Origin of the sequence: Veillonella sp. (genome assembly GCF_032470285.1) — a bacterium.
GTDB lineage: Bacteria > Bacillota > Negativicutes > Veillonellales > Veillonellaceae > Veillonella.
In genome coordinates this window covers 72,803-85,644 of sequence record NZ_JAWEKP010000005.1, presented here as the reverse complement: position 1 = coordinate 85,644, position 12,842 = coordinate 72,803, and the positions used below count along the sequence as shown (strand labels likewise).

13 protein-coding genes are annotated in these 12,842 nt (G+C 37.8%); 11 read left to right on the top strand and 2 right to left on the bottom strand.

Features of this window, described 5'->3' with window-relative positions:
* Positions 1 to 8: 8 nt before the first annotated feature.
* The 11 genes from E7B10_RS07350 to E7B10_RS07300 all read left to right on the top strand — a co-directional run bounded on the left by E7B10_RS07350 (position 9) and on the right by E7B10_RS07300 (position 11,224).
* Positions 9 to 947, top strand: a complete 939-nt coding sequence (locus E7B10_RS07350; RefSeq protein ID WP_004693677.1) for a phosphodiester glycosidase family protein — start codon at positions 9 to 11, stop codon at positions 945 to 947.
* Between the two features lie 8 nt (positions 948 to 955).
* Entirely contained in the window at positions 956 to 1,903 is a 948-nt protein-coding gene (locus E7B10_RS07345; protein ID WP_278466872.1) for a hypothetical protein, read from the top strand.
* Between the two features lie 72 nt (positions 1,904 to 1,975).
* Positions 1,976 to 3,151, top strand: a complete 1,176-nt coding sequence (locus E7B10_RS07340; RefSeq protein WP_278466870.1) for a glycosyltransferase family 9 protein — start codon at positions 1,976 to 1,978, stop codon at positions 3,149 to 3,151.
* Positions 3,138 to 3,464: a hypothetical protein gene (locus tag E7B10_RS07335; protein WP_004698343.1), complete on the top strand. Its 327-nt coding sequence runs from the start codon at positions 3,138 to 3,140 to the stop codon at positions 3,462 to 3,464. The genes E7B10_RS07340 and E7B10_RS07335 overlap by 14 nt, the downstream gene beginning before the upstream one ends.
* Positions 3,465 to 4,008: 544 nt before the next feature.
* Positions 4,009 to 5,361 carry a pyruvate carboxylase subunit B gene (locus E7B10_RS07330; protein ID WP_008602782.1) on the top strand — a complete coding sequence of 451 codons (1,353 nt, stop codon included), beginning with the start codon at positions 4,009 to 4,011 and terminating at the stop codon, positions 5,359 to 5,361.
* Between the two features lie 449 nt (positions 5,362 to 5,810).
* Positions 5,811 to 7,151 carry a sensor histidine kinase KdpD gene (locus E7B10_RS07325; protein WP_077708186.1) on the top strand — a complete coding sequence of 447 codons (1,341 nt, stop codon included), beginning with the start codon at positions 5,811 to 5,813 and terminating at the stop codon, positions 7,149 to 7,151.
* Positions 7,148 to 7,837, top strand: a complete 690-nt coding sequence (locus E7B10_RS07320) for a response regulator transcription factor (RefSeq protein ID WP_004693664.1) — start codon at positions 7,148 to 7,150, stop codon at positions 7,835 to 7,837. The genes E7B10_RS07325 and E7B10_RS07320 overlap by 4 nt, the downstream gene beginning before the upstream one ends.
* Before the next feature lie 666 nt (positions 7,838 to 8,503).
* The gene (locus E7B10_RS07315; protein WP_004698370.1) at positions 8,504 to 9,601 is read left to right on the top strand and encodes a S1C family serine protease; all 1,098 of its coding nucleotides are present in this window, start codon (positions 8,504 to 8,506) and stop codon (positions 9,599 to 9,601) included.
* Between the two features lie 359 nt (positions 9,602 to 9,960).
* Complete coding sequence (locus E7B10_RS07310) at positions 9,961 to 10,290, top strand: PadR family transcriptional regulator (protein WP_077708187.1); 330 nt, start codon at positions 9,961 to 9,963, stop codon at positions 10,288 to 10,290.
* The gene (locus tag E7B10_RS07305; RefSeq protein WP_008602778.1) at positions 10,277 to 10,852 is read left to right on the top strand and encodes a DUF1700 domain-containing protein; all 576 of its coding nucleotides are present in this window, start codon (positions 10,277 to 10,279) and stop codon (positions 10,850 to 10,852) included. Before E7B10_RS07310 ends, E7B10_RS07305 begins: the two co-directional genes overlap by 14 nt.
* A gap of 9 nt (positions 10,853 to 10,861) precedes the next feature.
* Positions 10,862 to 11,224, top strand: coding sequence for a transcriptional regulator (locus E7B10_RS07300; RefSeq protein ID WP_077708188.1), 363 nt, complete (start codon positions 10,862 to 10,864; stop codon positions 11,222 to 11,224).
* Between the two features lie 184 nt (positions 11,225 to 11,408).
* On the opposite strand, the gene pyrE is transcribed toward E7B10_RS07300, so the two are convergent.
* Together pyrE and pyrF are read right to left on the bottom strand one after the other, a co-directional pair.
* Positions 11,409 to 11,996: an orotate phosphoribosyltransferase gene (gene pyrE / locus E7B10_RS07295; RefSeq protein ID WP_077708189.1), complete on the bottom strand. Its 588-nt coding sequence runs from the start codon at positions 11,994 to 11,996 to the stop codon at positions 11,409 to 11,411.
* A complete protein-coding gene (pyrF, locus tag E7B10_RS07290; protein ID WP_287510894.1) occupies positions 11,993 to 12,712 on the bottom strand; it encodes an orotidine-5'-phosphate decarboxylase in 720 nt (239 codons plus the stop codon). Before pyrF ends, pyrE begins: the two co-directional genes overlap by 4 nt.
* Between the last annotated feature and the right edge of the window lie 130 nt (positions 12,713 to 12,842).

Below are 12,842 nucleotides of genomic sequence, written 5' to 3'. Positions count from 1 at the left end.
GAAATACATTGTTCAAAAAGAATTGGGTAAAGTTCATCATTATGGTGTTCTTATTTACCGTTGTCACATCACCCTTCGTGGTGCTCTTTGGACCATTTAATAATGTAAAGCGCGCTGTAATTGGTGCTATCTTACAATCTCGCCATCCTCATTACATTACATGGTTGTTTAATGAAGACGAGTTACAATCTATTTTGGGGACTGTAGGGGTTGTTAAAAGCCAAGATTTGTTCAAGTTTAATGCTCGTGAAGATAAGACTTTAAATCTTGAAAAAATCCAGTCTGCTCGTTATGTAGGCTATATTTTAGAAATTCCTGATCCTCGTCGTATTCAAGTAGGTACAGCGGCTAATATTCAAGAAAAAGGCGATACTACAAGTAATATTGCAAAAATGAATAATGCTGTAGCAGCGATTAATGGCGGTGGTTTCCACGACCCTAATGGTACTGGTACAGGCCGTTTGCCATATGGTTTCATCTTGCATGATGGTGAGTACGTTATCGGTAAGGATGTAGGCCCTGATGAAGACGTAGACTTTGTAGGTTTCTCTAAATCTGGTAATCTTATCGCTGGTAACTATGATAAAACTCAGCTCAGTGATATGAAAGCCATGGAAGGTATTACCTTTGGTCCACCTCTTATCGTTGATGGTAAGAAGATGATTACCGAAGGTGATGGTGGCTGGGGCGTAGGTCCTCGTACTGCTATCGGTCAAAAGAAAGATGGTACAGTTCTATTCCTCGTAATCGATGGTCGCCAACCAGGGTATTCTATTGGGGCTACCTTGCGTGACGTACAAGATATTCTATTTGAAAAAGGTTGCTACATTGCAGCAAATTTAGATGGCGGTTCTAGTTCAACTTTGTACCTAAATGGTAAAGTCGTAAATAAACCTGCCGATTTGTTAGGGGAACGCATGATCCCAACGGCGTTTATCGTGAAATAGGAGGACAGATGAAACCTTTTACGCGTGTACTGAGCGCCTTTGCGGTAGGTATTCTTCTGCAAGGTGGGGTATACCTATACCTTGATCAATATATGTTTGCACCGACTACAGAATTTAACGTAGCAGGCGCATCAAAAGATGATACGAAAAACTTCCCTGATGTGAAGGAAGGCACTAAGTATGTATCCTATGACCGTCAATTTATGGCTGTTGTTACAGAGAACTCTCTAAAAATTTACAAGGCTAATGAAAGTAAGCCCACAAATATCGATTTGAAGGGCCGTTCGATTAGTTACTTCAACTGGATGCCAGACCGTAACTATGCTGTCATGGGTTTATATGACTCAAGAGATGTTGTCATGGCTCGTCTTAATGCGGATGACCCCGAACACGAAGTTGATACAAAACTTGAAGACTTGCCTCGGGGCAGTAAAATCGTAGATGCTGCGTACTCTGAAGCGACAAATGTGGTGTATATGAAGGTAAAAGTTCAAGAACACACATATCGCATTTATCGTACCGATGCTAACTACGATACACGTCGCGTTTACATGCAAGCTACTGATATCGGTCATATCGGTGTATTCTACGATGAAGATAACTTCTTCTACGATAATGTGAGAACTGGGGATGTATTCATGTTCAACGGCATTGAAGGGGGATGGCGTGTTATCAACCCTGAAGGGCGTTTCCGCTTTATCGGTGTTGATATGGACAAAACCATCTACATCGCCCGTGTTGATGAGGACAATAATGCATTGACTGTTTACACTGGTAAATTAGGTGTAGGCTTCAATCCAGTTTACAAATACAACCACCCTACTACATTTAATGAGTTGACATTATCAGATGTAAAAAACATCATTAAGAATGGTAGTGAAGAAACTACTAAGGTAACAGAAGATACTACATCTTCTAAATCATTAAATAGTAGTGGTAGTAAAAAGAAATCTTAAGAAAAAGCCTTTATAATGTTCTTTCATTATAAAGGCTTTATTCCTATAATAGTATGTACCCTAAGGATATCTATGAATATATTATTTGTACGCCTTAGTTACATAGGTGATGTTTTGCATGCTACACCTGCTGCGCGGTGGATTAAGGAACAGTATCCTGATGCTAAGTTGCATTGGATTGTAACGCCTAGTATGGCAGAGCTTTTACAGGGTAATCCCTATGTAGATAAAATTATTCCCTGGGAACGGGATATATATGAGGCACATTCTAAAAAACTACATATTCCTACAATGTGGCGCATGTGGTGGGATCTTAAGGCCAAATTAGAGCCTTATAAATTTGATGTAGCCGTTGATGTGCAAGGGCGACTCATAACAGGGCTAGTACTATTAGCTTCAGGAGCCCCCATTAGACTTGGCCTTGGTGGCACAAAAGAGTTGAATTGGCTGTTTACTAACTATAAAACGAAGCCTAGCTCGGAACACGTGATTAAACGTTATGTAGAGGTAGCTCAGTTGTTAACAAAGGCTGTTACTGAACATACAAATTTAGATACATCGCTTAGCATTGTTAAAGACGGTGTTGAGAGTAGTTGTTCACTAAATGAATCTAATGTTAATACGTTGTACCACATGGACTTTCAGGTGCCATCAAATTTGCATAGTTGGGCAGAAAAACAATGGAAATCGATTAATAAAGATATTTCTTTAAATAGAGGAGTAGTAGATACACCTTTACGTGTTGGACTAGTATTAGGTACCTCTTGGGCAACGAAAGAGTGGCCTCAGGAAAAATGGTACTCCCTCATTAAATCCCTTCAATATAGAGCGAATTTTGTTTGCTTAGGTGGTCCTAAAGAGGCTGCTCAATACAAACCCTTGCTAGACTCTTTGACAGATGAGGGTATTGATAAAATTGTTCTGAATATGTTAGGGAAAACGACACTTCAAGAATTAGGGGCTTTAATTGAAAGTTGTGATGTAGTAGTTACTGCTGATACGGGAGCTCTGCATATTGCATTAGCTTTAAATAAGCCTGTAGTAGCACTCTTTGGCCCTACGGACCCTAAATTATGGGGCCCTCTGACGGGGACCTTTAAGGTGCTCGTAAATGACGAATTAGATTGCTTGGGCTGCCGAAAACGACGTTGTCCTAAGCCTAATCAATATTGTATGTCTGGTATTGATCCAGTACGCGTAAAAAAAACAATTTTTGAACTGATAGGAGATACACATGGCAAAGTTTAAAATTCAAAAAGGTTTATCTGATGCGGATATGATGAAAAATTTTAAGGATACAGAAAATTTCGAAGATACTATGCTCAATATGGAGCGAGATGCTAAGAAACCAGTAGTTCATCAAAGTCCAAAGCAAAAAGAAGATGCTTTTTACCGTGAGTTCTTAACTGAAAAAGTAGAGACTATGATTGGTAAAATGCTCCTTGATATCAAGATGGAGTATTTTAAAGAAGGGGAAGGGGCTTTCTCTATTCAGGTGAAACGGGAAGGTAAAAATATTGTCCTTGAAACTGCGCCTAAAAAGGTTAAGCCTGAGAAGTAAGCCGTATAATGGAGACTATCAAATTTTAAAGATTAGGTCAGAACCTGTCCGTAAATGGGCAGGTTCTTTTGCATGTTTATGCATTTAAAAATATCGGCTTAGTTATTAATAAAATTGATGAGCTTATAAACATACCGACGTTTATCGAATTACTACATTTATAAATACCGATATATTTTGAAAAGTATTTAATAATAACCAAAAATTATTACGATATAATTTTTAGTTTCTCATTAAAATGAGCAATTACAGAAAATTTAATTTGATTAAACATACATGCTAAACTCTAGTTCCTCTGCAGTTTTTTGTGATATTCATCACGAAAAAATCATCTTTGAATACATGAGATTATGAGTAAATAGCATAATGTGGTTGTTGACAAAGAATTTTATAAGTAGTCTAATATAAGTATGTATTACGATTTTAGCGCGTTTGGCTAGTGTGAGCAGACATCGAAAAAATCGTAAAAAAAATAGGTATGAGATAGTTGTTTAATGAGTGTATAAAGTTACATACACAGACTATTTCGATTTGGAGGATTAACATGGCTAAAAAATTAAGAATTTGCGAAACCGTTCTTCGTGACGGTCATCAATCTATTTTGGCAACACGTATGCGCTACGAACAAATGGAACCAGTGCTCGGCCTTTTAGATGATATTGGTTATGAAGCTCTTGAATGTTGGGGCGGCGCTACTTATGACAGCTGTCTTCGTTTCTTGAATGAAGATCCATGGGAACGCCTTCGCAAATTGAAAGCTAATTTGAAAAATACCCCATTGCAAATGTTGCTTCGCGGTCAAAATTTGTTGGGCTATAAACACTACTCCGACGACGTAGTAGAAGCATTCTGTAATGCGGCTGTAAAAAATGGTATCGACCGTATCCGTATTTTCGACGCATTGAATGACCCACGCAATATGGAAGCTGCTATTAAGTATTCCAAAAAAGCTGGTGCACACGTTCAATCCGCTATGGTATACACAATTTCTCCAGTTCACACAACTGAAAGCTTCTTGAAAGTAGCTGAAACTTTGGTAGAAATGGGTACTGATTCTCTTTGTATCAAAGATATGTCTGGTTTGTTAGGACCTGCTGATGCATATGATTTGGTTTCTACTTTCAAAAAACGTTTTGGCGAATTGCCAATCGACTTGCATAGCCATTTCACTTGCGGTCTTGCTAGTACTACATACTGGGAAGCTGCTAAAGCTGGCGTAGATATTATCGATACTGCTATCTCTCCATTTGCTCATGCAACTAGCCAACCAGCTACTGAAACTATGATTGAAATGTTCAAAGGTACTGAATGGGATCTTGGTCTTGACCTTGATAAATACATTCCATTAGTTGACCACTTCCGTAAAGTAAAACAACAAATCGCAGAAGAATTCAACTTGAAACCAGCTAGTGATGTAATCCCTGCTGTTCGTCGTTACCAAATTCCTGGCGGTATGTTGTCCAATACTCAAAACCAATTGAACGAAATGGGTATGGGTGATCGCTTCTTTGACGTTATGGATGAAATGCCACGCGTTCGTGAAGACTTGGGTTACCCTCCATTGGTAACTCCAACATCCCAAATCGTTGGTACAATGGCTATGATGAACGTTATGATGGGCGACCGTTACAAAATGGTTCCTAACGAAGTTAAAGATCTTGTTCGTGGTAAATATGGTCAATTACCTGGTACAATTTCTGATGAAATTCGTCAAACTATCATTGGTGATGAACAACCTATTACTTGCCGTCCAGCAGATCTTATCGAACCTGAATTGGAAGGTTACCGTCAAGATTTAGCTTCTAAAGGCTACAATGGCATCACTGACGAAGACGTATTGACTTACGCTATGTTCCCAGAAGTTGCTATTAACTTCTTCGATGCAAATCGTCGTTAATCCAAATTTTAAAAGAGGATTCTTAGGAATCCTCTTTTTTTTGACCATATTTAAACTATCCTCATAGAGAAATAGTATAATTCAGTATATATTTTGTTTTATTAAATGAAGAGATTCAATAGTTGTTTCATTTTTTATATTTTAGCTTTTTTATAAACAGTATAGACAAGTTCCTATTAAAAGGGGAGACTAAGGAACTATGAAATATCAGATATTACCAATTTTCATATCGCCATAAGATACATGGGTGCGTGTGAAAATATAATTTTTACGAAAAGTATTAGATATTAAAAGGGTCGAGATACCTTTTAATAATCGGTCAATTATAAACTACGTATGAAAGAATAGTGAAAAATATGTTGGATATTTGCGTGTTTTACTTGCGTTAAGTTATAAAAATAGCGTAAACTATAGAGAGTATCTACTATTTATGATATTGAGGTAATCCTGTGAATTTACAAATACGAATTTGGATATCCAATGTTGTGCTGTTTGTTGTACCTATTTTAATAGCAATTATTTTATTTTTGCTATATTTTACAGGTTTGCGCATATTGGCCAATGCCGGTTACTATTTGCGTATTGAGCAGGAACAACAGTTTAAAAGTGTTAGTCGAATAACTGAAACCATTACCTTTTATGGGTTAGAAAATGATCTAATTAATAGCTTGGTTAAGCCTAGCTATAGCTTACTTGATCCAAAGGAAGTATATGTTGAAGTACTTGATCAAGGAAGTATGGTGTATAACTACGGTAATCCACAAATCTATAGTGCTTCTGCCATTGTTGGTCTTATTGATGTTAACCCTGAATTACAGGGCATCGTATATCAATCCAATAATACTTTCGTTTACGAAATGAGAAAGTACGATGGACGTCATTCCTATGTATACCATATTGCGATTAGGCGTGCTACTCATGGTAGTGATAGCTTAATGGAATCCGTATCTTTCTATATTATCGTAGTTTCCATATTGCTCTTTATTGTTACATTTTTTGCTATTAACCGATTTGTTACACGATTTATCATGATTCACGTTAAGAACATGACAAAGTCGTTAGAAATGGCAAATCGTCAGATTGAAATGGAACAGGAGCAACAAAAAGAGTTACTCGCTGGTATATCCCATGATATACGAACTCCGTTGACGGCTATTAAAGCGTATGCTGAAGGCGTTCGTGACGGTATTGCACCAACGGAAGAGCAACAAAAAAGATACATGGGGATTATTTTGAAACGGGCCAATGATTTAGATTCTATGTTAGAGGAACTATTCCTCATAACAACATTGAATTATAAAAAAGAATCTCGTCCATCTGAGCGAATTGAATTAGGTCAGTTTGTACGTGACTTTGTAGAAGATCATTTAGCTCCGTATCAATCGAAGGGGCTTGAGATTAAGGCCCGTATAGCTACGGAAACACCTTTTATCAATGCTAACCCACAATTGTTACAACGTGTTTTGCAGAATGTGTTGAACAATAGTGCTAAGTATAAAATGACCGATATTGGTCATTGCGTCATAGATGTAACGAGTGATGATGATTTTGTATACTGTGTCATCAGTGATGATGGACCAGGTGTACCGCCAGAATCTCTAGAGCGTCTGATGCGACCATTCTATCGTGTAGATTCGTCTCGTACGAATCCTCAAGAAGGTAGTGGCCTAGGATTGTCGATTATCCGTCGAATTATGGAAATCTTTGAAGGCCGAGTTATGATTGAAAATGTAAGGCCACATGGTCTACGTATTATATTAGAGTTTCCTAAGCAAGGAGAAGAATCATGAGTGAACATATCTTAATTATTGAAGACGATTTGGATATTGCCAATATTGAGCGTGATTATTTAATGGTGGCGGGCTATGATGTAACGATTATGACTAATGGTACAGATGGCATTGAAGCAGCATTAAATACTCCTGTAGACCTTATTATCCTTGATGTTATGTTGCCAGAAATGGATGGCTTTGAAGTTTGTCGTCAAATTCGTGACAAAGTTCGTGTGCCAATCGTTATGGTAACTGCGCGTCTTGATGATATCGACAAAATCCGTGGCTTAGGCGTAGGCGCTGATGATTATATTGAAAAGCCATTCTCTCCATCTGTATTGATTGCGAAGATCAAAGCTATGTTGGCGCAATATAAACGTTTAACAGAGCGCGATGCAATGGAAACAAACGCTATTCAATCCGGTGAAATCCGTCTCGACCCTAAAATGATGAAAGTATGGGTGAATGAAAAAGAAGTTCATCTCAAAAAGAAAGAATTCCAGTTGTTAGAGTTCTTGATGCGTAACCGTGATATTGTATTTAGCAAAGAAGAATTGTATTCTCGTGTATGGGGACTTGACTCCTATGGTGATTATGCAACTGTAGCGGTTCATATTAATCGTTTACGTGAAGAAATTGAGGATAATCCATCCGATAGTAAGCATATTATTACAGTGTGGGGTGTAGGGTATAAATTCGTTTAGTATCGAGAATATGCATTCACATTATACTCACGTTGTTCGTGGCTGTTGATTAGATATGACTTTATAGAGATTTTATTATAGAGATATAATCAAAGGTTTAAGAATTGTTTATATAGTTACTTTGATAGTTTAGATATTCCATGTATACTTATTTAAGTAAGGCTGACTATGACTCTAGATAAGTAATATTTTAACTTCTCTCTCTTAATAAGTTCTCTCTAAAGCTTATCTAGATCACATATACTCTCTCTCAACAGTCCTTACACTCTCAAACTATATGCATAAAGGGCATTTGCTAGCGACGGCTAGTAAATGCCCTTTATGTTTTTTAGATTTTAGATATTTGAATACATTCTATACAGCTTCTTTCAGGATTCTAGGTATTTATCTAGTGGAGGATATACGGTTATAATAATTATACTTTCATAAGAAAAGTTATAAATTGATATCTTGCATTGTAAAAGCAGGCGTACTATAATAGGTTCATCAAAATCAATTTTATAAAATTGATTTTGAGATGATTTGAATTATTGTGAGACGTGGCGTATTTATAAAGTATCATAATTATATGATTTATGATTTGGTTCTTATTTTACCTTTTATAATCATCATTAAGACGTTATGGGTGATGTAGAAGAATATTAAGAAGAATATAAGGAGATCTACATGACATTTTCAAAATATAAGAAAACAGTAATTGCGTGTATTCTTGCTTTGGGTATTGGGGTAGGCGGAGGATACTATTTCTTTGGCAGCCCTGTTAATACGCAACCAACAAACGTGAGAGAACAAACTAAACAGACTAAGCCTATTACTGAAACGCGTAATACCTATGTAGTACAAGCAGCTAAAGAATCTGGGCCAGCTGTAGTAGGGATTACAACACAAGTATTTCAAAAGGATATTTTTAACCGTACTATCTATGCTGGAGAAGGTGTCGGATCTGGTGTGCTTATCGATAATGACGGACATATTATAACAAATAAACATGTGGTAGCGGGGGCTAGAAATGGGGAGGTTACAGTATCATTGTCTGATGGCAGTACGGTGACGGGGACTGTTATAGGTTCAGATTCACAGACGGACTTAGCAGTTGTAAAAATTAAACCTCCAAAAGATATTAAACCTATCAAAATTGGTGACTCTGACTCCTTGCAAGTAGGGGAGCCAGCTATTGCTATTGGCAATCCTTTAGGTCTTGAGTTTAAAGGTTCAGTTACCTCTGGTGTTATTAGTGCCTTAGCACGTACAATTGATGATCAAGGTCAACGATTCCCATTGATTCAAACTGATGCAGCCATTAATCCAGGTAACTCAGGTGGTGCGCTTATTAATGCAGATGGTGAGTTAATTGGTATCAATAGCTCTAAAATCTCTAAAGAGGGAATTGAAGGTATGGGCTTTGCTATTCCAATTAATTCTGCGATGACAATTGTTGATTCTATTATTAAAAATGGTAAGGTCATTCGCCCTTATATTGGGGTGTGGGCTGTAGACCGTCAAACTGCAGCGCGCAATAATGTAACCTATGAAGGTGATGGACTTCTTGTTGTTCAACTTGATCCTAATGGTCCTGCTGCACAAGCTGGTCTCGTAGAAGGGGATACGATTGCACAAATTGATGGTAAAGATATTACTACATTACTTGAATTAAAAGAACAAATTGATGCTAAGAGCCCGGGAGATACAATTTTGGTATCCTATACTCATAACGGCAAAATGAAGAGTACACAGCTTAAATTAGGGGAAGCGTCTTCAAATTAGAATCTAGTAAATAAAACTTAATTAAGTATTCCAATAATGCACTACTTTCTTTTGTAGTGTTAGAAAATCCTCATCTTTTAGATGAGGATTTTTAGTTATAATAGGGTACTTTAATAGATTTTGTATAAAAAATACCATAAATAAGAAAATTTTTTTGAAAAAATTTTTCCCTATAAACGCAGAAATTAACTGTGTTTATAGATTAGAAATAAGAAAAAATATATTAAATTTCAATATTTTTTTACAAGGTACCTTGCGTTCCGAGGTACCTTATGTTATTATATATTTGTCAGTACATGATAGTGACCGTAAGAGAGCTTTCACATTGGCAGGCAAGCACAGCCTAAAAGGGAGGAACTATGCAAGTTCAATTAAAAAAAGGTGTTATGGACATGCTGGTGCTAGCATTATTAACACAAAATGATCGCTACGGATACGAAATCGTAAGCACCATTTCAGAATATATTGAAATATCTGAAGGAACGATATATCCATTGTTTAACAGACTGAAAAAAGAAAAGTATGTTGAAACGTATTTAAAGGAGTCTTCTACAGGCCCATCACGGAAATACTATCATATCACGAACGAAGGCCGTGCAGCATATAACAAGATGCGTCAAGAATGGGATGATTTTTCTGTTGTTATCAATATGCTGTTGAAAGGAGTCGATAATAATGAACAAAAATAGCTTTTTGGATGCATTGCGTAATATATTTAAAAAAGCGCGTGTTGCAGATGTGGAGAGTATTATAGAGGTTTATGAAGAGCATTTTGCGGTAGGTTATGAAAAGGGGCTTACCGATAGTGAGATCATTAAATCCTTAGGGACTCCAGAGGAAATATATGCATCCTACGTAGATGCAGGTATCATTACAGACACAATGAATCAAGATGGTAGTGAAAGTAAATCCGTTAATATGCAGGAAATTTATGCACGATTTGATGATTATAAAGAGCGTCTTTTACCTCAATTACCGGGGATGGCTAAAAAAGCATCTAAGACTTTGCTCTCTATTGGAAGTGCCTTATCCTATATTGTAGGTGCTCTTATATTCATTATTACACCGGCTATCTTGTTCTTACTAGGTAGCTCATGGCAACCATTTGAGAATGTTACTGCATTTCCAGTATTGTCCATTGTAACTTTAGTGGCACTTGGTGGTGTAGGTTTATTTGGTGGACTTACATGCGTCTTTGTTGGTACAGAGCTTCGCGGTGTGCGTGAACGTTACTTCCGCAATGTAGATTAAGGAGGTCCTATGAGACGAATTATAATAACAGCGATTTTAACCGTAATTTGTGCTGTTGGGGCATGTACATCTTTTGCCGTTAATGATTTACCTAATTTCGGTGAATGGATGAAAACGAATGAACAACAGTTTAGAAAACCACATAGACATGATGGTCCTAATCAGTATATGGATAAACATATGATGGATGGAAATAATCATATGATGCCTCAAGATGGCATGGGACCAAATAATGGTCAGCATATGCACTCAAATGGTCAAATGCCTCCGCAAGGTCAAATGCCTATGCAAGGCCAACCACCTCAACAACCTAATGGCAATGCACCACAACAACAAACTGATCAAGGTGCACCACAAACTACACAAAACTAACGATACTTTATGAGTCCATTTCTCTCATAAGATATAGAGAACGTGGTCATGAAAGTGCATTCATGGCCACCATAGAGTCACACACTCTATGTGATACATTCGTATCAGAATCTCTCTCTTACACACAATAACTACACACAAACAAAAAGAGCTCCTCAGTGAAGGAGCTCTTTTTGTGTATATTTTATTTGATGTGTTTAGAACCGCGTTCTGTCATAGCTATGCCATCTTTACAAAGAGGGCATTCTTCAGGTTTGTAAGTTGGAACTTTAAGATTAAGTAATGCTTGTACCTTTTCGTGAGGAACACCGAATTCTGCTTTGCCACCAGAACGGTTAACAAGAAGGCCTACACCTACGATTTCACCACCGGATTGGTTTACAACATTTACTACTTCTTGTACAGAACCACCAGTAGTTACGATGTCTTCAACGATAAGTACCCTTGTGCCTGGCTCGATTTTAAAGCCACGACGCAATGTCATAACGCCTTTTTCGCGTTCTGTGAAGATAGCACGAGTGCCAAGCGCTTTACCTACTTCATGAGCAAGTAAGATGCCGCCAGTCATAGGTCCAATAACAAGTTCCACATTTTGATCGCGGAAGCGTTCAGCTAATTCTTTACAAAGTTTTTCAGTATATTTAGGATGTTGCAATACGTTGAATTTTTCAACGTACATTGGGCTGTGGAGACCAGATGTCAAAAGGAAGTGACCTTCTAAAATAGCTTGAGTGTCGATAAGTAATTGTTTTACTTCTTGTTCTGTCATCATTTGGATACCTTCTCCATTTCTTCAATAATTAAACGAACCGCTTTGCGAGGGTTTTCGGCTTGTGTAATAGGTCGACCGATAACGAGGCGAGATGCGCCATCTTGTAATGCGCTAGCAGGCGTAGCAACCCGTTTTTGGTCGTCTGATGTTGCAAATGATGGGCGAATACCTGGTGTTACGATAAGAAAATCATCGCCACATGCTTCACGAATCATTTTAGCTTCCAATGCGGAACATACAACACCATCCATACCACAGTCTTTAGCGAGTTTTGCAAGGCGAATGACTTGGTCGGAAATTGGTAGTTGACCACCGATAGCAGTCCAAGATTCATCGTCAAAGCTAGTTAATGCGGTGATTGCCAATAGCTTTGGGCGTTCCACGCCTAGTTCTTTGCCACTTTCACGAGCCGCCTCTACAGCAGCTTTCATCATAACAGGACCACCTTGACCGTGCAAAGTAATCAAACTAGCGCCGAGACGTGTTAAGGAAGCTACGCCATGGGCTACGGTATTTGGAATGTCGTGCAATTTCAAATCAAGAAATACTTGTTTGTTTTGCTCTTGTAAAAAGCGAACTGTTTTAGCCCCTTCGGCGTAGAATAGCTCCATTCCGACCTTGTAAAAGCTAACCGAATCATCGAGGGATAATACGATTTCTTTCACTGCTTCCATCGTGGATACGTCAAGGGCAACGATTAATCTGTCATCTGCCATGTTGCAACCTCCATACTACATATATATCTAAATAATTTTCACATACTGAGGGCGTTCTGTCAATTAGAATTGATGTGAAAGCGGTGACTATTAGTCACCTTCGAACAGTAGATTCTAGGTTATTTCGTGC

Coding starts and splice junctions, on each gene's coding strand:
- E7B10_RS07340 (WP_278466870.1), top strand. CDS start 1,976: ATGAATATATTATTTGTACGCCTTAGTTACATAGGTGATGTTTTGCAT.
- E7B10_RS07300 (WP_077708188.1), top strand. CDS start 10,862: ATGAGACGAATTATAATAACAGCGATTTTAACCGTAATTTGTGCTGTT.
- E7B10_RS07310 (WP_077708187.1), top strand. CDS start 9,961: ATGCAAGTTCAATTAAAAAAAGGTGTTATGGACATGCTGGTGCTAGCA.
- E7B10_RS07320 (WP_004693664.1), top strand. CDS start 7,148: ATGAGTGAACATATCTTAATTATTGAAGACGATTTGGATATTGCCAAT.
- pyrE (WP_077708189.1), bottom strand. CDS start 11,996: ATGATGACAGAACAAGAAGTAAAACAATTACTTATCGACACTCAAGCT.
- E7B10_RS07305 (WP_008602778.1), top strand. CDS start 10,277: ATGAACAAAAATAGCTTTTTGGATGCATTGCGTAATATATTTAAAAAA.
- E7B10_RS07345 (WP_278466872.1), top strand. CDS start 956: ATGAAACCTTTTACGCGTGTACTGAGCGCCTTTGCGGTAGGTATTCTT.
- pyrF (WP_287510894.1), bottom strand. CDS start 12,712: ATGGCAGATGACAGATTAATCGTTGCCCTTGACGTATCCACGATGGAA.
- E7B10_RS07315 (WP_004698370.1), top strand. CDS start 8,504: ATGACATTTTCAAAATATAAGAAAACAGTAATTGCGTGTATTCTTGCT.
- E7B10_RS07330 (WP_008602782.1), top strand. CDS start 4,009: ATGGCTAAAAAATTAAGAATTTGCGAAACCGTTCTTCGTGACGGTCAT.
- E7B10_RS07335 (WP_004698343.1), top strand. CDS start 3,138: ATGGCAAAGTTTAAAATTCAAAAAGGTTTATCTGATGCGGATATGATG.